Source organism: Rhodococcus wratislaviensis (genome assembly GCF_900455735.1).
GTDB lineage: Bacteria > Actinomycetota > Actinomycetes > Mycobacteriales > Mycobacteriaceae > Rhodococcus_F > Rhodococcus_F wratislaviensis.
In genome coordinates this window covers 1-23,399 of record NZ_UAUI01000029.1, presented here as the reverse complement: position 1 = coordinate 23,399, position 23,399 = coordinate 1, and the positions used below count along the sequence as shown (strand labels likewise).

Sequence of the window (23,399 nt, the reverse complement as noted above, 5' to 3'; positions counted from 1 at the left end):
AGGAGCTCAACGCCATGTCAAAGACCATTTCTTCCGCCGACGTCGATGTCGTCGTCGTGGGTGCCGGATTCGCCGGCCTCTACGCGCTGCGCAAGTTGCGCGACACGATGAAGCTGTCGACGCGGGTGTTCGAGGCCGGCTCGGATGTGGGCGGCACCTGGTTCTGGAATCGCTATCCGGGAGCCCGCTGCGACATCGAGAGCGTCCACTATTCGTACTCCTTCGACGAGGACCTGCAGCAGGAATGGCGGTGGAGTGAGAGGTTCGCCGGACAGCCGGAGATCCTGCGCTACCTCGAACATGTCGCCGACCGCTTCGACCTGCGTAAGGACATCACGTTCGACACCCGGGTGGTCGGCGTGCACTGGGACGACGAGGACTCGGTGTGGGTGGTCCGCACCGACGACGGCGCCGTCGTGCGCAGCCGGTACTTCATCTCGGGGGCAGGCAACCTGTCCGTGCCGAAGACGCCGGAGTTCGGCGGAATCGACAACTTCCGCGGGGAGGTGCTGCTCACCGGCAACTGGCCGCGTGAGGGCGCCGACTTCACCGGCAAGAGGGTGGCCGTGATCGGGACCGGGGCCAGCGGCATCCAGGCCATCCCGTTCATCGCCGAGGACGCCGCCGAACTGGTGGTCTTCCAGCGCACCCCCAACTTCGCGACCCCCCTCGGCAACGGCCCGATCGACCCGAACGAAGTGGCGGACATCAAGAGTAACTACGCGGACGTGCGGACCGCGGCCCGCAACCACTTCCTCGGCGTGCCGTTCACTCAGGTGCAGCCGTCCGCGCTCGCCGTCGACGCCGAGGAGCGCCGCCGCACGTTCGACGAGCGCTGGAACGCCGGCGGGTTCCGGTTGTTCATCGACTCCTACCAGGACATCCTGTTCGACAAGGCGGCCAACGACACGATCGCCGACTACATCCGCGACCGGATCCACGAGCGCGTGCAGGACCCCGAGAAGGCCGCGACGCTGGCGCCGACGGGCTACGCGTACGGCACCAAGCGTCCCCCGCTCGAGACCAACTACTACGAGGCGTTCAACCGCGACTCGGTGAGCGTCGTCGACGTGAAGACCACGCCGATCGACGAGATCACGCCGAGCGGAGTCCGGGTCGGCGACCGCGTCTACGAGGTCGACACCATCGTGCTCGCAACCGGATTCGACGCGATGACCGGTCCGCTCATGGCCATGGACATCCGCGGTCGGGGTGGGCTGCCGTTGGCCGAGAAGTGGGAGCACGGACCCAAGACCTACCTCGGCATCATGGTCAACGAGTTCCCGAACCTGTTCCTCATCACCGGACCGCAGTCGCCGTCGGTGCTCTACAACATGCCCCTCGCCATCGAGGACCACGTCGACTTCGCGACCGACGCGATCGACTACCTGGACGGCCGCGACCTCGACGTCATCGAGCCCACCGCGCAGGCCGAAAGCGATTGGGGTGCTTTGACCAACGACATCGCCAATCAGACCCTGCTGCCGGAGACGAACTCGTGGTACATGGGCGCGAACATTCCCGGCAAGCCCCGCGCCTGCATGGTCTACCTCGGCGGAGCGCCCACCTACCGGGCGACGTGCGACGAGGTGGTGGCCGGCGGCTACTCCGGTTTCGCGCTCACCCGGGCAGATGCCCGCGTGGCCTCCACCGTGTCCTGACCCCCGAACCCCGCGACAAAGGAGACCGACATGGCACTCGACGCACACGCAGCAGAACTGATCGCCGGACTACAGGCGCAGGGGCTGAAGGCTTTCGAACACAGCACCGTGGAGGAGGTGCGGGCGGTCGTGGCGACGTTCACCGGACTGCAGGCGCCGCCCGAACCCGTCGCCCGGGTGGAAGAAGCGCACTACGAGAGCGGCGGAGCACAGATCGCGCTGCGGGTCTACGTGCCGGAGGGCCGGGCGCCGCACCCCGTGGTCCTGTACTTCCACGGCGGCGGGTTCGTCGCCGGTGACCTCGACGTCATCGACGAACCCGCGCGGGCGGTCGCGAACGGCGCCGGCGCGATCGTCGTCGCCGCGACCTACCGCCGCGCACCGGAACACCGGTTCCCGGCCGCCGCCGACGACGCGTCCGCCGCCCTGCAGTGGGTGGCCGACAACGTCGGAAGCTACGGCGGTGACCCTGGCAACGTCGTCGTCATGGGCGACAGCGCCGGCGGCACCCTGGCCGCCGTCACCGCGCTGCGCGCCCGGGACGAGGGCGGACCGCGCCTGCGGGGGCAGGTACTGATCTACCCGGTGATCGACCCGAACGCCGACTTCCCGTCCCGGCAGGAGTTCGCCGACGGGTACGTGATCGGCGCCGGGGACCTCGACTGGTTCTGGGGCAACTACCTGTCCTCCCCCGAGGACGCGGAACACCCGCACGCGGTACCGAGCCGCGCGGCCTCACTCGAGGGGCTGCCGCCGGCCCTCGTACTCACCACCGAGAACGAGGTGGCCCGCGACGAGGCGGAGGCGTACGCCGAGTCGCTGCGGCAGGCCGGGGTCGACACCGAGGCGATCCGCTTCGACGGTCTGATCCACGGCGCGTTCTGGATGTCCGGGGCGGTTCCGCGCAGCGCCGAAATGCGCTCGGCGGTCATCGAGTTCGTGAAGAGAGTGACGGCCACCGCACCCGTCGCGTGACGTGACGTGACCCGACCGTGTCAGCCCTCGACTCGAGCCTCGAGTCGAGGGCAGATGCGCGGCCACTCCTCGTCGATCATCGAGAACAGAGCGGTGTTGCGCCAGGTCCCGTCGCGGCGACGTCGGTGCTTGCGCAGGATTCCCTCGAACTCGGCCCCCAGCTTCGCGATGGCGCCGCGGGAGTGGGCGTTCCGTTCGTCGGTGTGCCATTCGACGCGGACCGCGCCGAGGTCTTCGAACGCCCGCCGCAGCAACAGCAGTTTCGCCTCCGGATTGATGAGCGTGCCCTGCGCGGAACGGGACAACCAGGTGTGCCCGATCGCGAGGCTGCGGTTCTTCGGATCGATCAGATACAGCGACGTCGAGCCGACGATCCTCTCGGTGGTGACGTCGATCTGCGCGTACGCGAGGCGGGCCGGATCCTCGTCGGCGCTGCGGACGAACGCCACCGCGTCGTCGCGGTCGGCGATCGCGGCGGACGTCCAATGGAAGATGTGGGGGTCGTCGACGGCGTCCACCAGGCCGTCGACGTGGTCCTCGCCCAGCGGTTCGAGTCGTACGTGCCGCCCGGTCAGCGTGGGGTGCGCGAACCAGGATTCGCTCATCGCACCGGCTCGGGAGACTTCAACACCGGCCGCCTGCCGGACTCGGGACCGGTGCGCCCGCGGACGGGCGGATGCCGTTGGGCGGCGCGCAGGAACACGAAGAACAGCACCACCAGCAGACCCGCGCGGCCCCACACCCCGAACTTCACCAGAACCTCGAACGTCGACGCGTCCGTCTGGGCGGCGAGCGCACCGAAGTATTTGAAGACGCCGATCCCCATCGACAGGTCGGCCACGAGGTACGCGGCGACGAGCCCCCACGGGACGCGCAGCAGGACGAAGAACGGGATGAGCCACAACGTGTACTGCGGCGAATGCACCTTGTGCAGCAGCAGGAATCCGCAGAGCATCGCGGCACTGACGGCGATCCACGGGTAGACGCCGTCGCGTTGGAACCGCGACCAGCCGAGCCGCAGGGCGATCGCGAACGCGGCGCACACGAGGAGCGGCGACAGCAGGCTCACCGTCTGGTCGTACGCGGGCAGCGGGACGTCGTCGGCGACCGGCCCGAACAGCGGTCGCAGGCCCCAGTACCAGATGGAGTTGGTGGTGAGATCGGCCTGACGGTTCTCCTGGAACGTGAACGACGCCCGCCATCCGCTGTAGGAGATGAGGGCGAACGGCAGGTTCACCGCCACGACGGTGGTGATCGCGGCCACCGCGACCATCACCGCGCCGCGCACGTCGTAGCGCCGCCCCGCGGTGCCGTTCTGCGTGAGGACGTAGGCGATCAGCGGCAACACGAACGCTCCCGGATACACCTTCAGGCAGAAGCCGACGGCGAGGAGCACCGCAGCGAGGACGGCCCGGGCGCGGAGGGGGATGCGTTCGAGCGTCATGACGAAGATCGCGGCCACCGACGTCGCGACCACCGGCAGTTCCCAGTTGTGGAAGGCGTACAACACCAGCGGCGGAGTGGCCGACCACAGCAGCGCCCACCAGCCGGCCAGGCGTCCCAGCATCCACGCGGTGAGCAGTCCGAACGGGGCGAGGATCAGCGCCGAGTGCAGCAGGAAGTCGGCGTCGGTGTGTGAACCGATGCCGCCGAGCCACATCAGCACACCGCTCAGCACCGGGTACTCCACGGTGCCGCCGGTGAGGATGCCGTCGGCGTTGATCCCCCCGGTGACGTACGGGAAGACGTGCAGGTTGACGTCGCGTCCGAGCCACAGGAACTGGATGTCGGAGTAGCAGACCTGCGTGTCCTTGATGCGGTCGAAGATCAGGCTTCGCCCGGAGCCGTCGAACGGAGCCCCGGCGCACCGCGCCTTCTGCAGGTAGCCGGCGAGCATGGAGAGACCCGCCAACCCGACGACGAGCGCCGTGATCGGCGACCGCTGCCGAGCTCCGATATGCATGAATCCACATTAGGGTGCGCGGGCCTCCGCGTGCGAAGCGGAAACGCCGCGGGTGCGGAGGTCAGTCGCTCGCCCGGCGCAGGGCGTCGGGTTTGTGCACGGCATCCCGCCCGCTCTTGTCGCTGACGACGCGGTACTGCGGGTCGTCCTCGGAGGCCCGCACCGTACGGCCCGCCGCCTCGGTGTCCTCGGTGATCTTCTCCTCGACCGTCCCCGACGTGGTGGTGCCGTGGGTCTTCCACTCCACCTCGTCGCCCTGTCGGAATTTCTTCTCTTCTGCCATCGTGTCGGCGTACCCCGCGGTTCCCGGGATCACACCTGCTGTCCTGATTTCGCTGGTCAGGGGCTCGTCGTGTAACCTGCAAAGGTTGCTGACGCAACGACCCTCCTGCCACGGACAGTCCGTGGCCGTTTTCACTAGTCCATAGGAGGTGATGAGGTCTTATGCGTCATTACGAATTGATGGTCATCCTTGACCCCAGCCTGGACGAGCGCACTGTTGCTCCTTCGCTGGATACGTTCCTCAATGTTGTTCGCCAGGACGGCGGCAAGATCGACAAGGTCGATGTCTGGGGTAAGCGTCGTCTCGCCTACGAGATCCTGAAGCACAGCGAAGGCATCTACGCGGTGATCGACATCAGCGCTACTCCCGCCACCGTCGCAGAGCTCGACCGTCAGCTCGGTCTGAACGAGTCGGTGCTGCGTACGAAGGTTCTGCGCCACAACAAGTGATTTCTGTCGGTCACCAGCCCTAGGCTCGTGCCCAACCGAACTCCACATTCTGCAGGAGGAACCATATGGCAGGCGACACCGTCATCACCGTCATCGGAAACTTGACGGCTGATCCGGAGCTCCGATTCACCCCCGCGGGTGCCGCGGTCGCGAACTTCACTGTCGCGTCCACGCCCCGCACCTTCGACCGTCAGACCAATGAATGGAAAGACGGCGAAGCACTGTTTCTGCGTTGCAACATCTGGCGCGAGGCAGCCGAGAACGTCGCGGAGAGCTTGACCCGTGGCTCGCGAGTGATCGTGAGCGGCCGGCTCAAGCAGCGCTCCTACGAAACTCGTGAAGGTGAAAAGCGCACTGTCGTCGAGCTCGAGGTCGACGAGATCGGCCCCTCGCTGAGGTACGCCACGGCCAAGGTCAACAAGGCCAACCGTGGTGGCGGCAGCGGCGGTGGCTTCGGTTCCTCCGGCGGATCGGGCGGCGGACGTCCGCAATCCAACACCGGCGGAGATGATCCGTGGGGCAGTGCGCCGCAGGCGTCCGGCTCCTTCGGAGGCTCTGGTGGCGGGAGCGACGAACCCCCGTTCTGATCCGTACCTGATCGGAACATCCAGAAAAGAGCAAACTAATGCCGAAGCCGCCCTTGCGCGACAAGGTAATGAAGAAGAAGATCTGCATCTTCTGCAAAGAGAAGAACACGCAGATCAACTACAAGGACACGACGCTTCTGCGTAAGTACGTCAGCGACCGCGGCAAGATCCGCGCGCGCCGTGTCACCGGCAACTGCGTCCAGCACCAGCGCGACGTTGCCATTGCCGTCAAGAACTCACGTGAGGTGGCGTTGCTGCCTTACGCCACCGTGGCTCGCTAAGGAAAGGGAGGAAAGACATGAAGCTCATCCTCACCGCTGACGTGGACAACCTCGGTGCGCCTGGCGACACCGTCGAGGTCAAGGACGGCTACGGCCGCAACTACCTGCTGCCCCGCGGCCTGGCCATCGTCGCCACCCGTGGCGCCGAGAAGCAGGTCGAGGGTATCCGTCGTGCGCAGGAAGCCCGCGCCGTGCGCGGACTCGACCACGCCAAGGAGCTCAAGGACGCCATCGAGGGTCTCGAGAGCATCTCGCTGTCGGTCAAGACCGCCGGTGACTCGGGCAAGCTCTTCGGTTCGGTTACCGCCGCCGACGTCGCCGCTGCCATCAAGGCCGCCGGTGGACCCGTCGTCGACAAGCGCAGCCTGGAGCTGCCGAAGGCTCACATCAAGGCGACCGGCAAGCACGCCATCGTCGTGAACCTGCACCCCGACGTGGTTGCGAAGTTCCACCTGAACGTCGTCGGCGCCTAGTCGACTCGTTTACTCACAGGCCCCCCGGACGCCTCGGCGTGTGGGGGGTCTGTGCTTGTCGATTCCGGCCCACAGCCGCCCTCTCGAGCCCGTTTTCAGCGGTCTGAAGCACGCAGAGGAGCGGCTTCCAGCTGTGTCTGGAAGTTAGCCGCCCCGCCGACGATCTGTGAGGTGGATCATATTGCCACGCAGGGGCGACCAACTCAACACGCCCGAGTCGTCAACGCGAAAGACACGCCGAACGGGTTTTCATCCACAGTGGTGAGAAACCAAAAAACGGCTCTGATCTGGGTCTTTGGGATTGTGATATGCACTTATCCTCAGGTTATCCCCATGGGGTTAACAAACGTACCCAGCAGTTTCCACAATTCGTCCCCAACTGTGTACACAGGCCGGTTTGAACACCGGGTAGCTAATCCCTAACGTCGTCCCGGCGTGTCTCGCGATCACGACGCCGGCTGCCGCGAAGAGCCTGCGAAGGTTGTCGGTAGGGGCGAGTACAAAGAGTTTCGGGGCACCAACACCGGGAAGCATTTTCCGGGGTGGCGCAACAGTGATGGGGAAGGTCGGTCGAGTGGCTGTAGTAGACGATCGGGGCCGTTCCGAATACCCGGGTCCGCCTGACGCGGAGCCCGGCGAAGAGTTCGGCCGGCAGCCACCTCAGGACATGGCGGCGGAGCAGTCGGTCCTCGGCGGCATGCTCCTCAGCAAGGACGCCATCGCGGACGTGCTCGAGGTGCTCCGTCCCGGCGACTTCTACCGTCCCGCGCATCAGTCGGTGTACGACGTGATCCTGGACCTCTACAGCCGCGGTGAGCCCGCCGACCCGGTGACGGTGTCCGCGGAGCTGGATCGTCGTGGCGAGCTCCGACGCATCGGCGGAGCGCCGTATCTGGTGACGCTCACCCAGACCGTGCCCACCGCCGCCAACGCCGGCTACTACGCCGAGATCGTGGCGGAGAAGGCCATCCTCCGTCGCCTCGTCGACGCCGGCACCCGCATCGTCCAGTACGGCTACACCGGCGCCGACGGTCAGGACGTCGCCGAGGTCGTCGACCGCGCGCAGGCCGAGATCTTCGAGGTCACCGAACGCCGCACCACCGAAGACTTCGTCCCCCTCGAAGAGCTCCTGCAGCCCACGATGGACGAGATCGACTCCATCGCCAGCCGCGGCGGCATCTCCCTCGGTGTGCCCACCGGCTTCGTCGAACTCGACGAGATCACCAATGGCCTCCACCCGGGCCAGATGATCATCGTCGCGGCCCGACCCGGTGTGGGCAAGGCGCTCGCCCTCGACACTCCCCTCGCCACGCCCACCGGCTGGACCACTATGGGTGACGTCCAGGTCGGCGATCACCTCATCGACGCCGACGGCAAGCCCACCCGCGTCGTCGCCACCACCGACGTCATGGTCGGCAGGCCCTGCTACGAGGTGGAATTCTCGGACGGCACCGTCCTCGTCGCCGACGAGCAGCATCAGTGGTTGACGGAGACGCGGGCATCTCGGCGGTCGGCGCAGCAGGCCGCCACCGGCTACAACCGATACAAGAACCAGGGCACGTTCGCTGAGGTGCGTACGACAGCCGAAATCGCCGCCACACTTCGCTGCGCTACCGCGGATTCGCGCGTGAATCATTCGGTCACCAATGCGAAACCGCTCGAGTTGCCTGCACAGGACCTGCTCGTGCCTCCGTACACGCTCGGAGCGTGGCTCGGTGACGGCACTTCGGCGGCTGCTCATATCACGTGCGCCGACCCCGAGATCATCATGCTGATCGAGGCGGAAGGTTTGGTTGCGGTTCCGTCGACGACTGCGAAATTGCGATACAGCTTGCAGTTGGCGCCTGAAGCTCCGATCGCTGCCCGCGGCTGCGTGGTGTGCGGCGAATCCTTCGTGCCGTTCACGAGCCAGGTGCGTACCTGTGGGCAGTCTTGCGGTGGCAAGGCGCGTTTCATGTCGGATCCAGTGCCGGCTCCAACCTGTGCACATTGCGGCGGGCCTTCGATCGGCATGAGGCTCTGCCAGAGGTGCCGAAACGAGGTGGGCACTCTCCAGGCGCGACTGCGGACCCTCGGGGTGTTGGGTAACAAGCACATTCCCATCCAGTACCTGCGTGGATCTGAGCTGCAGCGCCGCTGGGTGCTCGCCGGTTTGCTGGACACGGACGGCACTGTGACGGCTGGTGGCTCCGTGCAGTTCTCCGTTACGAGTGAGCGTTTGGTGCGCGACGCGCAGGAGCTGATCGTCAGCCTCGGCTACCGCTGCCAGATGAGCACCAAGAAGGTGCACGGTCGTACGGAGGCGTCGTCGACTGCCTACACCCTTACGTTCGCAACCGATGACGAGGTTTTCGGACTTCCGCGGAAGGCTCTGCTCCACAAGGAACGTCGCGCGAGCAGCGCTACCGTTCGTTCGGGTTCTCGTTTCATCACCGACGTACGCAAGGTCGAGAGTGTCCCCGTGCGGTGCGTCGAAGTCGACAACGCCGACCATTTGTACCTCGCGGGCCGTTCTATGGTGCCGACCCACAACTCCACCCTCGGCATGGACTTCCTGCGCTCCTGCTCCGTGAAGCACGGTATGGCCAGCGTCATGTTCTCGCTCGAGATGAGCAAGACCGAGATCGTCATGCGTCTGCTGTCGGCGGAGGCGAAGATCAAGCTCGGCGACATGCGCTCCGGCAAGATGACCGACGACGACTGGACGAAGCTCGCTCGACGTATGAGTGAGATCAGTGAGGCGCCGCTGTTCATCGACGACTCCCCCAACCTCACGATGATGGAGATCCGCGCAAAAGCCCGGCGGCTCAAGCAGAAACACGACATCAAGCTGATCGTGATCGACTACCTGCAGCTGATGAGCTCGGGTAAGAAGGTCGAGTCACGTCAGCAGGAAGTCTCCGAGTTCTCCCGTAGCCTCAAGCTTTTGGCGAAGGAACTCGAGGTTCCCGTGGTCGCGATCTGCCAGCTGAACCGTGGTCCCGAGCAGCGGCAGGACAAGCGCCCCCAGGTCGCCGACCTTCGTGAGTCGGGATCGCTGGAGCAGGACGCCGACATGGTGATCCTGCTCTACCGCCCCGACGCCACGGAACGCGACGACCCCCGCGGCGGCGAGGCCGACCTCATCCTCGGCAAGCACCGTAACGGGCCTACCGCGACAATCACTGTGGCGCACCAGCTTCACCTGTCCAAGTTCGTCGACATGGCGCGGGGATAGTTGCTGCTGCGGCCGGTGTCGCGTTACGTCGTTGTCGTCATGGTTCGTATGCCACTGCTCTACCGAGGACTCGGATGCCGACCCGGTCACCGGGTGCGAGGTTTCCGGCACCGAAGCGGCGCACGGTGACTCGCTCGGGAACTACGCCGCCCTCGGTGTCGAGGCGGATACCCACGAGCATCTCCGCGCCGAGATACTCGACGTCGACGACCGTCCCGGAGACGCCGACACCGTCGGTGCTCACCTCGATCTGTTCCGGGCCGCAGCATGATCCGGGCGGCGCCCTGTACGTCGCTGCCGACGGGGCTACCTTGCCGAGCGCGCAATGGGCACGCATCGGTGAGGGGCAGCACGCCTCGGCGTTTGGTCGCGAACGCAGGAGCTCCGGTACTTCCACCAACTCGTGGATGAATCGGATACGGCGGCGGCGACGCGACTGGTGATGACCGAGAGCATGGAGGCCACAGATGACTCCACCGAACGGATCGCACACCGCATACTGAATCGGGGATACCGCGTGCCGAGCCCGCTGAGAATCGCGCCCACCGAGGCGCTCAATCATCGTGAGGCGCAGATCTTCCCCTTCGGCGCGCCGGTCTTCGACAAGACCACCCGTGTCGACGCGATCAAGTACGCCGGTTTCACCGGCGGTGAGGCCACGGGTACCTCGATCGAGTTGCCGGCGGGCACCTATGCGGTGATCAGCCAGTGCAAGGCGGGTGCGAGCACCAACCCGTATGTCGAGCTCGGTCCGCTCGCGCAGGTGACCCTGACCGGGGCTCCGGCTCCGGGCGGCGGCGGAAGCGCCGACCTCGGTCTGGAGGATCTGCTCAGCCTCTTCAGCGGGTTCGGCAGCTAGCTACAACCGGAGCGTCGCCTCCTTTCGGAGGCGACGACCGTTTCCCGGCCCTCTTGCGAATTCGTGCGTCTCGCGCGATCTGGGACCGGGGCGGACCTACGTGGCGCGATGGACCATGCCCCGGCAAGGCTGTGGCGCAGGCACACTCGGTCGTTGGCTGCGATGTTGCGGTCTGCGCCTCCCTCCTGATCGGCGACCCGATGACGGTGGTTCGAATGGACCATTGACTAGAACATATGTGGCTCTTCTGACCCTTTGATGGGTGATCTCCGCGAGCCTGATAGACGCAACGCCCTCCCTCGCATAGGTTTTGGTTTGCGAAGACAAGACCTAAGGGAGAAGGCGTTGCGCGCTGCCAGAATACTGCAGAAACTGCTGGGAATCGACAGGGCCCGGGTAATCGATGTCGCATTCACGGACGACGAACGAGGGCCCGTGATCGTGGTGACCCTCGAGTCGCACGCGTCGGTGCGGTCCCGCTGTCCACATTGTAAACAGCGCTGCCCTAGATACGATCGCCCGAATCGATCTCGACAGTGGCGTCACCTGGATATGGGCGGCACACGGTGCTTCGTACAAGCTTCGGTATCGAGGATTCGATGCCCCGAGCACGGCGTGGTGACCGAGATGGTGCCGTGGGCACGGCCGGCCGCGAACATGACCAGGGCGTTCGACGACAACGTGGCGTGGTTGGCCGCGCACAGTCCAGCTACCTCGGTGTGCGAGTACGCCCGAGTGGCGTGGCGATCTGTGACCAGGATCGTCACCCGCGTCGTCGGCGACGCTGTCGGACGCACTGATCGGCTCCAGGGATTGCGGCGCTTGGGGATCGACGAAATCGCCTACCGGAAAGGTCACCGGTATCTCACCGTGGTGGTCGATCACGACACAGGCCGACTCGTATGGGCAGCCGAAGGGCACAACGAGAGCACCTTGAATCGATTCTTCGACGAGTTGGGTGAAGAACGCACGGCTCGTCTGACGCATATCAGTGCTGATGCTGCGAAGTGGATCGCCTCGACCGTGTGCAGCAGGGCGCCGCAGGTGAAGCGGTGTATGGATCCGTTTCATGTGATTCAGTGGATGACGCGGGCTCTGGACCGACTGCGCTCGCGTGTGTTGTCGCGGCTATGGGGATTCACCGACCGGGATCGACGGCACCTGCGGTGGGCATTGTTGAAGAACGTCGAGAATCTCAACCCCGCGCAGATATCAGTCCGAGCAAAGATCCTCGAGGACAGAAACAGCGAACTGTGTCGAGGCTATGTCATGAAAGAACAACTGCAACATGTCTATTCCGGCTCGAAGAAGAGAGCCTCCGTACGACTGCGAGCATGGATGCAGATGGCCCAGGACAGTCGGATCCCGGAACTTGTAGGCCTGGCTAAGAGCATCGCTCGCTACCGGCGCGAGATCCTCAACGCAATCGAATACGACCTGTCCAATGCTCGCGTCGAGGCTAACAACACCCACCTGCGTTCACTGACGAAGCGATCCTACGGATTTCACAGCCCAGAGGCCTTGATTGCGATGGCGACACTGACACGAGGAGGGGCGTGCCCAGCTCTGCCACAACATTAATCGCCCACCAAAGGGTCAGGACGGCCACATATGTGCGAACTAAGATCTGTGTATGGGGATCGGGGAGGATATCCAGGGGGCGTTGTCGGACGAGATTCTGGCGACCGCGGTCGGTGATGCGTGGCGTCTGGCCGAGGCCGAGTTGCTCGACTCGGTCGTTCGTATCTCGGAGGAGATTCAGCGACTCGAGGCCTTGCGGGTCAGGCTCGTCGGTGCCGTCGATCATCGCTGCAAGGTCGATGTGCTGGGATTTCCGAACGCCAAGATGTGGTTGGCCTCCAAGACACTGCTCGAGGTGGGTGCGGCGGGGCGAATCGTGATGTTGGGCCGAGGTTTGCGTCAGCAGCCGGAGATCGCGGAAGAGTACTTCGACACCAACATTTCGGCGGAGCATGCGGCACTCATCATGAAGTTCTGCGAGAGGCCGCCCAAGGGCATGCCGCTCGAAGCGATGGAGGACTGCCGAAATGCGTTGCTGTTCGCCGCAACCGGTCCCACCGCCAACACGGACGCGGTGCGCGCCGTCATCGCCAGGCTGGAACGCGCCTTCGAATCCGACGATCCGCCGCCCAGCGAAGACACGGACCTCAACGAGTTCCACGCCTCCAAGACACTCAACGGACGCGTCGCCGTCAAAGGTGACCTGGACGCCGTCACCGGCGAAATGCTGCTCTCGGCGCTCTCCGGACTGTCCAAGCCGCGACCCGCGCAGGACGGGACCAAGGACGGCCGCACGCCCGGACGGCGACGGGCCGACGGGTTGACCGAACTCCTTCGCCGCTACCTCGACTCCGGGATAGCCGGCGAAGAAGGCGGCGAACGGCCGCACGTCTCACTCCACGTGAACGTCAAGGATCTCGCCGACCACACTGACTGCAGCGCGCGACAACAGCGCGATGCCTCCGCCGCTGGCGAGTCGCTTTTCGCCGTCGACGGAGTGGCGTGGACCGAGTGGATGGGGCCGCTGAGCCTCACAGCAGCCCGGCTCCTCAGCTGCGACTCGATCTACACGCCGATCGTGCTCGACGACAAGGGTGCACCACTCGACCTGGGCGTATCTACCCGAACGGTCACCAAGCGGCAGCGAAAAGCGTTGGTGGCGAGAGATCGAGGGTGTGCGTTCCCTGGGTGTGGTGCGCCGCCGTCCTGGTGCGAAGGCCATCACATCGTTCACTGGTCCGCAGGTGGGCCATCCGACATGGGCAACCTGGTACTGCTCTGCGGATTCCACCACCGATTGCTCCACCACAGTGACTGGGAAATGGAAATGGGAGCCGACCGGCACCCCACGTTCATCCCACCACGGCAAGTCGACTGGGAACGGAAACCGATACCGGCGCACAACCGGGCCCGGCCCCGAGCATCCTGACCCGGGGCAACGCACACCATGCCGACTCTGCGACAGGACGATCCCTGTTGCCGAGCCGGCATGCCGTCGTGCCCGGAGTCCGCCAGTCATCAGTGAAATCTGGTCGGTGGGGCTGGTGCGACTTCGCCGCGTCGTGTGTAACCGCCAGCGGCATCTGAATTGTGACCCCGGGGTGCGGCGATAGCGGTGGGAATCGAGTCTTTGTGCGTCGTCGGTGTCCGTGCACTCACCGACCGTTGTCCGACGACGGATTCGGTTGGTTGTGTGATCAGGCGGAACCCGAGAAGATGTCGGCTAGGTGGGTGATCCGCAGGGCGCGGGCGAGTTTGGGGCGATCACTGCCGTCGGCGATGTTCTCGCCGTTGGCGCCGAGTTGTGCGATGACTTCGGCAGCCCATGTCACGTCGCTGTGTAGCGGGGACAGTTCACGATTGACGATCCCTGTGTGACCACTGTGCATGCACAGCTTGCCGGTCATGCCCATCGACCTGGTGACGGCCAAGGCCTCGGACAGTTCGGGTTCGCCTGTCAAGCAGGGGCCGTCGACAGGACCGGGGATGCCGGCGGCTCGGCTCGCGACCACGAGTCGTCCACGTGCGTAGGCCAGGGCGTCGGGCTCGGCGCCCGCATCGGTGTCCCGTCGGAAGTCGCCGGTACCGAATGCGATCCGGGTCGTGGCGTCGGCCGAGGCGATGTCGAATGCGAATTCGACGCCACGCGCCGATTCGACCAAGGCGAGAATCGGGGTGTGCGGCAGCTCGGCAGCGGTGCGATCGACCTGGTCCGCGGATTCGGTCTTGGCGAGCATGACGCCACTCAATCCCGGCAGCCCCCGAATCGCGTCGAGGTCAGCGGACCAGTCCGCGGTGGTGACGCTGTTGATGCGCACCCACCCGGTGCCACCACCGGCGAGGAAACGTGCGACGTCCTCGCGGGCTTGCGTTTTCGAGGACGGAACAACACCGTCCTCGAGATCGAAGATCACCGCGTCTGCCGCCGAGTTCGTGGCGGCGGCGAACTCGTCCGGACGTGAGCCCGCGACCAGAAGCCAGGAGCGCGCATGTGTCGCAGGGACTGCGACGGAGTGTGCCGTCGATGTGAGCGTCATCCGATTCTCGTTTCCTCTCGATGGGTACTTCTCTTCGGGCGAAGACTGCGGCGTCCTGTATCCGAGGTGCGGGATGTGATGCGGTCGATCAGTGCGCGGCGACACCGGTGGAATGGTCGAGTGCGGAGAATTCGCGGTCCACGGTCGGAGCGGTGAGCAGGCCGGCAAGTCTACGGGGGGACAGGATGTCGTCGACCTGCGCGCGGGTGAGCAGACCGTCCTCGACGGCGAGGTCGCCGACGTAGGTGCCGGTTGCGAGGGCCCTCTTGGCGATATCCGCGCTGGCGGTATATCCGATGAACGGCGAGAGCGCGGTGACGATGCCGATCGAGCGCCGAACACCCTGCTCGAGGTGGTCACGGTTGGCGGTGATCCCGTCGATGCACTTCACAGCCAGGGTGTCCGAGGCCGCGGCGAGGTGTGTCGTCGAGCGCAGCAGACTGTAGACGATAACGGGTTCGAAGGCGTTGAGCTGGAGCTGTCCGCCCTCGGCGGCCATCGTGACGGTCAGATCGTTGCCGATCACCTCGAACGCGACCTGGTTGACCATTTCGGGGATGACCGGGTTGACCTTGCCGGGCATGATCGACGAACCAGCTTGGGCCGGAGGAAGATTGATCTCACCGAGCCCGGCGGTAGGGCCGGAGGAGGTGAGCCGCAGATCGTTGCATGTCTTGGACAATTTCACGGCGACACGTTTGAGGATGCCGGAGACCTGCACGAATGCCCCGCAGTCCTGGGTTGCCTCGATCAGATTGCCGGCCGGGACGACCGGTTCACCGGTCAGCTCGCGCAGGTAGTTGCAGGCGAGCGCGGAATACTCGGGATGGCCGTTGATCCCGGTGCCGATGGCGGTGCCGCCGAGGTTGGATTCCAGCAGCAGAAGCGCTCCCTCGGAGAGCCGGGCGCAGTCCTCGTTGAGCATGATCGAGTAGGCGGCGAACTCCTGACCGAGTGTCATCGGTACCGCGTCCTGCAGCTGGGTGCGACCCATCTTGATGATGTCGTCGAATTCGATCGACTTGCGCTCGAACGACTCCGCGAGCCGACCGAGCGACGCGATCAACAGTCGGAGATGCTCGACCAGCGCGAGCTTGATTGCGGTCGGGTACACATCGTTGGTGGATTGCCCCAGGTTCACGTGGGTGAGGGGGTCGAGCTCGGTGTAGGTGCCGCGCCCGTACCCCAGGATTTCGAGTGCGCGGTTCGCGATGACCTCGTTGGCGTTCATGTTCGACGAGGTGCCCGCCCCGCCCTGGATCGGATCGATCGGAAACTGGTCGAGCAGCGCCCCGGCGCGAATCTCCGTGCACGCGGCCACAATCGCATCGGCCCGCCGCGTATCGAGGAGGCCTAGGTCCCGGTTGGCCAGGCAGGCAGCCTGTTTGACCGTCGCCAACGCCGCGACCAATGCCGGGTACTGACCGATGGTGGACCCGGTGATCGCGAAATTCTCGATCGCCCGGGCGGTGTGAACGCCGTAGTAGGCCCGCGCCGGTACCGCCAGATCTCCGATCGAGTCGTGCTCGATCCGCACATCGCTGCCGCTCAACTTTTCCACCAACACCTATTTCGCCGTTCTACTTGACAGGGTCTATGACGTCGATCACTGTTGTCGAACAGTACACCACATCCAATATATCGGAGCTGTTGAATGACGACATCCCCCGCCATCCCTGCCGACGACGCGACAGCACCCGAAGACGCCGATGCGTCTCGCACACCACGCAAGTGGTGGAAATTCTGGAAGCTTCCGATCGGAGTGCAATCACTGATCGCCGTCGGCGTCGGCGCACTCATCGGCACGTTCGCCCCCGCCGTCGGCGAGCAACTGAAACTGGCCGGCGACGTGTTCCTCAACCTGGTTCAGATGATCGTCGTCCCATTGGTCTTCCCGCTCATCGTGCTCGGAATCGCGCGCATGGATTCGGCGAAGAAGGTCGGCCGCATGGCCGCCAAGGCGATCCTGTACTTCGAGGTCGTCACCACGATCATCCTGCTGATGGCGGTCGCGCTGGCGAAGTTGCTCGACATCGGTTCCGGCGCCCCCGTCGCGGGCGCCGACGGAGCCTCAGTCGAGACCCTCGAGCAGGGCATCGACTTCCACGAACTGCTCCTGCATGCTGTTCCGAAGAACGTCTTCGCCGCCTTCGCGGAGGGGAACCTGCTGGCAGTGATCGTGTTCGCCGGGTTCGTCGGCGTCGCACTCGCTGCGATCGGTGAGCAGTCCAAGCCGATGACGTCCGTGCTCGACTCACTCGCCAGCGCGATGTTCAAGGTGGTCGGATACGTCATCCGCCTCGCCCCCCTCGGCGTCCTGGGCTTCATCAGCTACGACGTCGCGCACTACGGATTCGGGAACCTGTCGAGCCTGCTCGGCTTCCTCGCCGTCGTCTACGTCGGTATGGCGATCATCCTCGGCATCATCTTTCCGATCATTGCCGCGATCTTCCGCGTCGAGTACGTCACCATGCTCAAAGCAATCGGAAATCTCGTCGGACTGGCCTTCGTCACGCGCAGCTCCGAGGCAGTGCTCGCACCGCTTCTACTCAAGCTCGAGGGGCTCGGCGTCAGCCGCTCGACGACCTCGTTCGTCGTGCCGCTCGGCTACTCGTTCAACACCGACGGCTCCGTCCTCTACCAGGCTGTGGCCCTGGTCTTCCTCGCCAACGCCTACGGCGTCGACACTTCGATCCCGACCCTGCTGCTGATGGTCGGCGTGCTGGTCATCCTGTCCAAGGGCATGGCAGGCGTTGCCTCCGCCTCGATCGTGGTGCTCATCGCCGCAGGTAACACCATCGGCCTCCCTGCCGAAGCCGTCGCACTCCTGCTGGGGGTGGACTTCATCGCCGACATGGCCCGCACCGCGGTCAACGTCGTCGGAAACTCCCTGGCCGCGTCGGTGATCGACAAGTCCGAAGAGAAAGCCGAGGCGAAGGCCGGTCGATCCGCCGCAACGCCCAGCTCCGTACCTGCTGCGGCCGGGGGCGAGCCTGGCGACGAACTCGGCGGCAAGGTCCTCGCCGGGCGACGCAGCGCGGATGGGTAGTCGAGGCCCGGACGATGGACGGTCGACGAAGGCGCTCTGGGTATCCTCGCGACAAGGCGCCTGGCACTCGCACACGCGGACCCCGGGAGCGTGCGGCGTGCAGAGTACAGTATCCAGTATGTTGCGTGATAATCCGGTGGAGCGCCCCCGCATGAGCGACGTCGCGTTCGAGCGGATCTGCGACGCGATCGTCACCGGTGAGCTCGCGCCCGGATCCAAGGTCAAGGACAGCGAGCTGGCCGAACATCTCGGTCTGAGCCGCACCCCGGTGCGCGAGGCTCTGACCCGGCTGATCGACACCGGACTCGTCGAGGCCAAACCCGCCGCCTTCACCCGGATCACCCCGCTGAACCGGGCCGATGTCGAGGCAACGCTGGCCGTGATGGAGGTCTTGGACCAACTGGCCGTGAAAACGGGGGTGCCCAACCTCACCGACGACATGATCGACGTGATGCGCACCGCCAACGACGACCTCGCGCAGGCGATCAAGACCGACAACATCGGAGCCGCCCTCGCCGCGGACGACACGTTCCACGGCGTCATCGTCGACGCCGCCGGTAACCCACTACTCAAGCGGCTCATGCACCAGGTGCACCCGCAGATCCACCGGATCTACTACCGCAAGTTCTCCAGCCTTCGCGGCTGGCAGGACGCCATCGAACACCACGACAACCTGATCACACTGTGCGCGGCCCGGGACGAAGCAGCGGCGGCCGAAATATCGTCGCAACACCGGCGGTTCCTCGGCGGTCTGATCGGCGAACTCTTCGACATCGACGAGTCCACCAGCGCCACAACGTTGCCGTAGCAAATCACGACGATATCGCTGCGGTGTCCCGGCGTCGGCCGGCGCCGCAGCGATACACGTCGCTTACCCCCTGGGCGCGTGTCTTCGCCCCACGCCGACGGGCTTCGGCCCGGTCGTGGTTGACCGCCTTCTTCGCGAGCGCAAGACCACATGACGGCATGCCTTCCCCTGCTCCCACCCTGCGCTCGACGGATTGTCCGTGTCGGGCAACTGTCGATGAAAATTTCTGCAACTATTGCATCCTGCTGAAACAAGTGTGAAACTCATTACACAGAGTTGCGACATGAGATCCAGGTAACAGATGTGCAGGAGGGTGCTGTGGCCGCGAAGTTGAAGGATGTCGCTCAGGAGGCGGGTGTCTCCCTTGCGACGGCATCTCGAGCCTTCAGTTCCGTCGACATGCTGGCGCCGGATACCAGGCGGCGTGTTCTGGAAGCCGCCCAACGCGTGGGCTACGACATGCCGGCGCCGCACCGTTCCCGGACCATCGCCGTACTGGTGCCCGACGTGTCCAACGCCGTCTACGCCGCGATGCTCAGAACTATTCAGGAGAAGTTGTGGCCCGGGCGGCACCGGATGTTGCTCGCCGATACCAGTGAGGATCCGGCGCGGGAGACCGAGCTTCTGGAAACCCTTGGGCGCGAGGCAGATGGAGTGATTCTCTGCTCACCACGCTCCGATCCCGCCGCCGCCGGCAGGGCAGTCGGAAGTACACCCCTGGTTGTCGTCAACGGTGAGGCGGAGCAGGCCCCGGTCGTTTTGATGGACGTCGAACAGGGGCTTCGGCAGGCGACGGAGCACCTCCAGTCACTGGGCCACGACTCCCTCGTCTACGTCCCCGGGCCCGCCGCCTCATGGGCCAACCGCACCCGCTGCCAAATTCTCACCGACTTGGCCGCACAACGGCAGCTCGACCTGACCGTGGTGGGCAACCAATCCGCGGACGTCCACGGCGGGCTGGCGTCCGCAGCGGCGGTCGCCGCCAGCGGCGCCACCGCCGTCATCGCCTACAACGACCTGGTGGCGATGGGGATCCAGGCTGGAATCCGCACGCTCGGCTACCGGTGTCCCGACGACATCAGCATCGTCGGAATCGACAATGTCGACGTCGCAGCGGCATCGGATCCGGGATTGACCACCGTGCAGGTCGACATCGACAAGAGCGGTTCACTCAGTCTCGCCATGGTGATGGATCAGATCGACGGCAAACCGGTGCACACCGGCCCGGTCCGGCTGGGGTCCCAGCTGATTGTTCGCGGTTCGACTGCGCCACCGCCTGATTCAGGGACGGAGTCAGTGACGGCAGATGCAGTTGCCGGCGCCGTCCGGGGCCGGCGACCACGCACTGGTTCTACCCGTCGTTGAAAGAGAGTGATCTCCTCGATGTTCCGCACTTCGAAAACCCTCATGCCGGCGGCCGTCGCGGCCATGGTGCTCCTCACCGCCGCCTGCGGCGAACACGCCCCCGACCGGCCGAACAACTTCCCCGCAGGTTCGACCATGTCCGCCCTGGCCAGCGCACCGAAGATCAAGGTGGGCGCCTCCCCGAACCAGCCGGGATTGGCCGAACTGAATCTCCAGCACGACTGGGAGGGGTTCAACACCGACCTGGCCGTCCTCCTCGTCGAATCGTTGGGCATCGACCGGGACGACATCGAATGGGTACACACCACGGCCGCCAACCGCATCCCCTTCCTCAAGCAGGGCAAGATCGATTTCTTTGCCACCGCGCTGGCCATCACACCCGAGCGTGAGAAGACCCTCGCTATCGCGGGGCCGTATCTCGAGACGGCGCCCAGTCTGATGGTGCGCAAGGACGACGCCATGCGATTCGAAACGCTGCACGACATCCCCGAGGGGGCCAAAGTGTGTGTGCTGCAGGGAAGTCAGGGGCAACCCCGTGTCAGTGAGTTCATCCCGCAGGCCGAGATTTCCGAGTTCAACACCCTCACCAACTGTGTGCGCGCGCTCGAGCAGGGGACGGTCGATGCCATCGACTCGACTGCCCCGCTGCTGGCCGGGTTCGTCGCCGACAAGCCGGATTCCTTCGCCCTGGCGCCGGTGACCTACGGCACCGGCGAGCGCTGGGGAATCGGGATCGCCGACGATCGCTCCGACCTGTGCGAATTCTTCAACCAGCGCCTCGCGCAGGCGTTCGACGACGGGACCATCCGTGAGCTCTGGGATCGGCACATGGGTGATTCCGGGCTCGAAGCACCCACCGTCCCAGACGAAATGGCCAGTTGCTGACGCCCGCCCGCCGGCCGGAAAGGAAGAGCTCGAATGAATGTAATCATCGATAACCTCGACGTCTTCTGGGGCGGCTTCGTGAAAACGATTGTCCTGGTTGCGCTGTCCGGGGTCATGTCGTTGGCCGCCGGCGTGATCCTTGCCTCGTTCGCGATCTCGCCGGTGCCCCTGCTGCAACGCTTCAGCGCGGTCTACGTCGCAGTCATGCGAAACATCCCGGCCGCGGCGCACCTGTTCTTCACGATCTTCATCTTGCCGTTGCTGGGGGTCCGGCTGTCCTTCTTCGCGCTGGCGACGATCGGCATCACGTTGTATTTCGCCGCGTATTACTGTGACGCCGTCCGCTCCGGTATCAACGCAATCGGGCAGGGCCAGCTCGAGGCGGCCCGCGCGATCGGCCTGCGCAAGGGCCAGACACTGCGGCTGATCGTCCTGCCCCAGGGCATGAGCAACTCGGTACCGCCATTGATCAACACCACGATCGCGCTGGTGAAAGTGACCGCCATCGCGGGCGTCTTCGGTGTCACGGAACTCTTCGGCGCGATGCTCCAACTCATCAACACCAACGACTCGGCGGTGATCCCCCTGATGCTGTTCACCGGCCTGCTCTACTCGGCGATCACCATCCCGGCGGGACTCGCCGCCGCCGCCCTGGAACGAAAGGTGGCGTTCGCGTCCTGATGACTACCACACTCTTCGAGATCCCCGGCCCGATCGAGCGTCGCCGGATCAGGGCATGGACGGTCGGGGGTGCCGTGCCGATCGTTGCCCTGGTGATTCTGGCCGTCACCGTCCTCACCGATGCCGGCCTGTTCGCCCCCGACAGCTGGGCCGTGCTGGCCCGTCCCGACCTGCTGATAGCCCTGATGGGTGGTGTCGGCGCGACACTGAAGGTCGCGGTCTTCTCCGTCGTGCTGTCCCTGGTCTTCGGACTGCTGCTCGCGCTGGGGCGGATGTCGCACCGGGACTGGATCAACCGTCCGGCGCGGATCTGGGTTCAGGCATTGCGTGGGCTTCCCGAGCTGCTGCTGGTGTTCTTCATCTACCTGGGGGTTCCCGCGGCTACCGGGTTCAACATCAGCACGTTCTGGGCGCTGGTGATCGGCCTCGTGCTGTACGAGAGCACATCCATGGCCGAGGTGTTCCGCGGCGGGTTCCTGGCCCTGCCTCGCGGCCAATCCGAAGCCGCGCACGCGCTGGGTCTACGCACCGTCAAGACGCTGCGGTTCGTTCTGCTGCCGCAGGTGGTCCGGCAGGTTCTGCCCAGCCTGGTCAGTGAGATGGTCCGGGTCACGAAGGCGTCATCGCTGGGGTTCGTGATCGGTTACACCGACCTGCTGCTCACCGGCGAGTTAGCGATCGAATACCTCGGTGGGGAGTATGCCGCCCCGATCTTCGCGGCCGTCGCGGCCCTCTACGTCTGCATCTGCCTGCTGCTGACCCGGTTGTCGAAGCTCCTGAGCGAAAGGCTGCGCTAGCAATGAACAGTCGCCATTCAACATCCCTCCACGGTCGGGACCACAGGGAGCCGACCGCACGCACCGACAAACAAGGTATTCCAATGCAGAACGACACCAACATGATTTCGATCAAGGGCGTCCAGAAGTGGTTCGGGAACCACCACGCGCTCGTCGACATCAACCTCGACGTCCACGCAGGCGAGGTGGTGGTGATCCTCGGTCCGTCCGGGTCCGGAAAATCCACCTTGTGCCGCACCATCAACCGCCTCGAGACCATCGACGACGGCACCATCGAGATCGACGGCGTGCCGCTGCCGGACGAGAGCGCGCCGCTCGCCCGGCTGCGTTCGGAAGTGGGCATGGTCTTCCAGCAGTTCAACCTCTTCGCCCACATGAGCGTGCTCGAGAACGTCATGCTCGGCCCGGTTCAGGTGCAGGGACGCAAGCCCGCAGAGGCACGCGATCAGGCCATGGAACTTCTGGTCAGGGTCGGGGTGGGGTCCCAGGCAGACAAACGGCCGTCCCAGTTGTCGGGCGGGCAGCAGCAACGCGTGGCCATCGCCCGAGCGCTGGCCATGAATCCCAAGGTCATGCTGTTCGACGAGCCAACCTCCGCGCTGGATCCGGAGATGATCAAGGAGGTCCTCGACGTCATCGTGGAGCTGACCAAGGGCGGCATGACCATGGTCGTGGTCACGCACGAAATGCGCTTCGCGCAGACTGCCGCCGACCGGATCATCTTCATGTCCGAAGGCCGGATCGTCGAGGAAAACACCCCCGACGCGTTCTTCAGCGACTGCGATACCGACCGTGCCCGGGAATTCCTCAGCAAGGTCCTCTGACCCTCGAAGAATCTCTCGACCTGCACCGCGTGCCGCGTCAACCGGCGGGCTGGTCGACCTTGTCTTTCGCCAGGCAGACCGACCGAAGTACGTTGTGGAAGACGACGAGTCCATAGGTGTTGGGTGCATTGATCAGGCCGTCCGATTGGGGGACCGACTGTGCAAGTTGCTCCGGCGACAGGGT

23 protein-coding genes are annotated in these 23,399 nt (G+C 65.0%); 17 read left to right on the top strand and 6 right to left on the bottom strand.

The features are described 5' to 3' along the window. The first annotated feature begins 14 nt into the window (after positions 1-14). A complete protein-coding gene (locus DTA22_RS34850) occupies positions 15-1,661 on the top strand; it encodes a flavin-containing monooxygenase (protein ID WP_112302438.1) in 1,647 nt (548 codons plus the stop codon). A 30-nt stretch (positions 1,662-1,691) separates the two neighbouring features. Continuing rightward, positions 1,692-2,636, top strand: coding sequence for an alpha/beta hydrolase (locus tag DTA22_RS34845; protein WP_112302437.1), 945 nt, complete (start codon positions 1,692-1,694; stop codon positions 2,634-2,636). Positions 2,637-2,656: 20 nt separating this feature from the next. Here DTA22_RS34845 and DTA22_RS34840 read toward each other — a convergent pair whose 3' ends face one another. The 3 genes from DTA22_RS34840 to DTA22_RS34830 all read right to left on the bottom strand — a co-directional run bounded on the left by DTA22_RS34840 (position 2,657) and on the right by DTA22_RS34830 (position 4,882). Further along, a complete protein-coding gene (locus DTA22_RS34840; protein ID WP_112302436.1) occupies positions 2,657-3,241 on the bottom strand; it encodes a GNAT family N-acetyltransferase in 585 nt (194 codons plus the stop codon). After that, positions 3,238-4,599, bottom strand: a complete 1,362-nt coding sequence (locus DTA22_RS34835; RefSeq protein ID WP_112302435.1) for a glycosyltransferase family 87 protein — start codon at positions 4,597-4,599, stop codon at positions 3,238-3,240. Before DTA22_RS34835 ends, DTA22_RS34840 begins: the two co-directional genes overlap by 4 nt. Positions 4,600-4,660: 61 nt before the next feature. Continuing rightward, positions 4,661-4,882 (bottom strand): hypervirulence associated TUDOR domain-containing protein, encoded by a 222-nt coding sequence (locus DTA22_RS34830; RefSeq protein WP_160118546.1) that lies wholly within the window; start codon positions 4,880-4,882, stop codon positions 4,661-4,663. 161 nt (positions 4,883-5,043) lie between these two features. On the opposite strand from DTA22_RS34830, the gene rpsF reads away from it, so the two are divergent. From rpsF to dnaB, 5 genes are all read left to right on the top strand, one after another. Further along, complete coding sequence (gene rpsF / locus DTA22_RS34825) at positions 5,044-5,331, top strand: 30S ribosomal protein S6 (protein WP_005249677.1); 288 nt, start codon at positions 5,044-5,046, stop codon at positions 5,329-5,331. A gap of 65 nt (positions 5,332-5,396) precedes the next feature. Beyond that, the gene (locus tag DTA22_RS34820; RefSeq protein ID WP_005249678.1) at positions 5,397-5,918 is read left to right on the top strand and encodes a single-stranded DNA-binding protein; all 522 of its coding nucleotides are present in this window, start codon (positions 5,397-5,399) and stop codon (positions 5,916-5,918) included. A gap of 38 nt (positions 5,919-5,956) precedes the next feature. Continuing rightward, a complete protein-coding gene (gene rpsR / locus DTA22_RS34815; protein ID WP_005249686.1) occupies positions 5,957-6,199 on the top strand; it encodes a 30S ribosomal protein S18 in 243 nt (80 codons plus the stop codon). A 17-nt stretch (positions 6,200-6,216) separates the two neighbouring features. After that, positions 6,217-6,672, top strand: coding sequence for a 50S ribosomal protein L9 (gene rplI / locus DTA22_RS34810; protein ID WP_037243154.1), 456 nt, complete (start codon positions 6,217-6,219; stop codon positions 6,670-6,672). Positions 6,673-7,246: 574 nt separating this feature from the next. Then, positions 7,247-9,889 carry a replicative DNA helicase gene (gene dnaB, locus DTA22_RS34805; RefSeq protein ID WP_112302551.1) on the top strand — a complete coding sequence of 881 codons (2,643 nt, stop codon included), beginning with the start codon at positions 7,247-7,249 and terminating at the stop codon, positions 9,887-9,889. A 37-nt stretch (positions 9,890-9,926) separates the two neighbouring features. Here the strand turns inward: dnaB and DTA22_RS34800 are convergent, their stop codons facing one another. Next, on the bottom strand, positions 9,927-10,226 hold the full coding sequence (locus DTA22_RS34800) for a TOBE domain-containing protein (RefSeq protein ID WP_409372748.1): 300 nt from the start codon (positions 10,224-10,226) through the stop codon (positions 9,927-9,929). Positions 10,227-10,292: 66 nt separating this feature from the next. Here DTA22_RS34800 and DTA22_RS34795 point away from each other — a divergent pair, with 66 nt between their 5' ends. The 3 genes from DTA22_RS34795 to DTA22_RS34785 all read left to right on the top strand — a co-directional run bounded on the left by DTA22_RS34795 (position 10,293) and on the right by DTA22_RS34785 (position 13,698). After that, on the top strand, positions 10,293-10,748 hold the full coding sequence (locus DTA22_RS34795; RefSeq protein WP_112302434.1) for a hypothetical protein: 456 nt from the start codon (positions 10,293-10,295) through the stop codon (positions 10,746-10,748). A gap of 345 nt (positions 10,749-11,093) precedes the next feature. Further along, the gene (locus DTA22_RS34790) at positions 11,094-12,329 is read left to right on the top strand and encodes an ISL3 family transposase (protein WP_112302550.1); all 1,236 of its coding nucleotides are present in this window, start codon (positions 11,094-11,096) and stop codon (positions 12,327-12,329) included. Positions 12,330-12,381: 52 nt separating this feature from the next. After that, entirely contained in the window at positions 12,382-13,698 is a 1,317-nt protein-coding gene (locus DTA22_RS34785; RefSeq protein WP_112302433.1) for an HNH endonuclease signature motif containing protein, read from the top strand. Positions 13,699-13,966: 268 nt separating this feature from the next. Here the strand turns inward: DTA22_RS34785 and DTA22_RS34780 are convergent, their stop codons facing one another. Further along, entirely contained in the window at positions 13,967-14,806 is an 840-nt protein-coding gene (locus DTA22_RS34780) for an HpcH/HpaI aldolase/citrate lyase family protein (RefSeq protein WP_112302432.1), read from the bottom strand. Between the two features lie 88 nt (positions 14,807-14,894). Further along, positions 14,895-16,343: an aspartate ammonia-lyase gene (locus DTA22_RS34775; RefSeq protein ID WP_112302431.1), complete on the bottom strand. Its 1,449-nt coding sequence runs from the start codon at positions 16,341-16,343 to the stop codon at positions 14,895-14,897. 117 nt (positions 16,344-16,460) lie between these two features. Here DTA22_RS34775 and DTA22_RS34770 point away from each other — a divergent pair, with 117 nt between their 5' ends. From DTA22_RS34770 to DTA22_RS34740, 7 genes are all read left to right on the top strand, one after another. Beyond that, positions 16,461-17,855 carry a dicarboxylate/amino acid:cation symporter gene (locus DTA22_RS34770; RefSeq protein ID WP_112302430.1) on the top strand — a complete coding sequence of 465 codons (1,395 nt, stop codon included), beginning with the start codon at positions 16,461-16,463 and terminating at the stop codon, positions 17,853-17,855. Between the two features lie 151 nt (positions 17,856-18,006). After that, entirely contained in the window at positions 18,007-18,663 is a 657-nt protein-coding gene (locus DTA22_RS34765; protein WP_081792753.1) for a GntR family transcriptional regulator, read from the top strand. Positions 18,664-18,981: 318 nt separating this feature from the next. Then, complete coding sequence (locus DTA22_RS34760) at positions 18,982-20,028, top strand: LacI family DNA-binding transcriptional regulator (RefSeq protein ID WP_112302429.1); 1,047 nt, start codon at positions 18,982-18,984, stop codon at positions 20,026-20,028. An 18-nt stretch (positions 20,029-20,046) separates the two neighbouring features. Next, a complete protein-coding gene (locus DTA22_RS34755) occupies positions 20,047-20,913 on the top strand; it encodes a transporter substrate-binding domain-containing protein (protein WP_128970065.1) in 867 nt (288 codons plus the stop codon). Between the two features lie 33 nt (positions 20,914-20,946). Continuing rightward, entirely contained in the window at positions 20,947-21,594 is a 648-nt protein-coding gene (locus DTA22_RS34750) for an amino acid ABC transporter permease (RefSeq protein ID WP_037243139.1), read from the top strand. Beyond that, positions 21,594-22,391, top strand: coding sequence for an amino acid ABC transporter permease (locus DTA22_RS34745; RefSeq protein ID WP_037243137.1), 798 nt, complete (start codon positions 21,594-21,596; stop codon positions 22,389-22,391). The genes DTA22_RS34750 and DTA22_RS34745 overlap by 1 nt, the downstream gene beginning before the upstream one ends. Before the next feature lie 101 nt (positions 22,392-22,492). Continuing rightward, positions 22,493-23,215, top strand: coding sequence for an amino acid ABC transporter ATP-binding protein (locus tag DTA22_RS34740; RefSeq protein ID WP_037243374.1), 723 nt, complete (start codon positions 22,493-22,495; stop codon positions 23,213-23,215). Positions 23,216-23,399 lie beyond the last annotated feature (184 nt).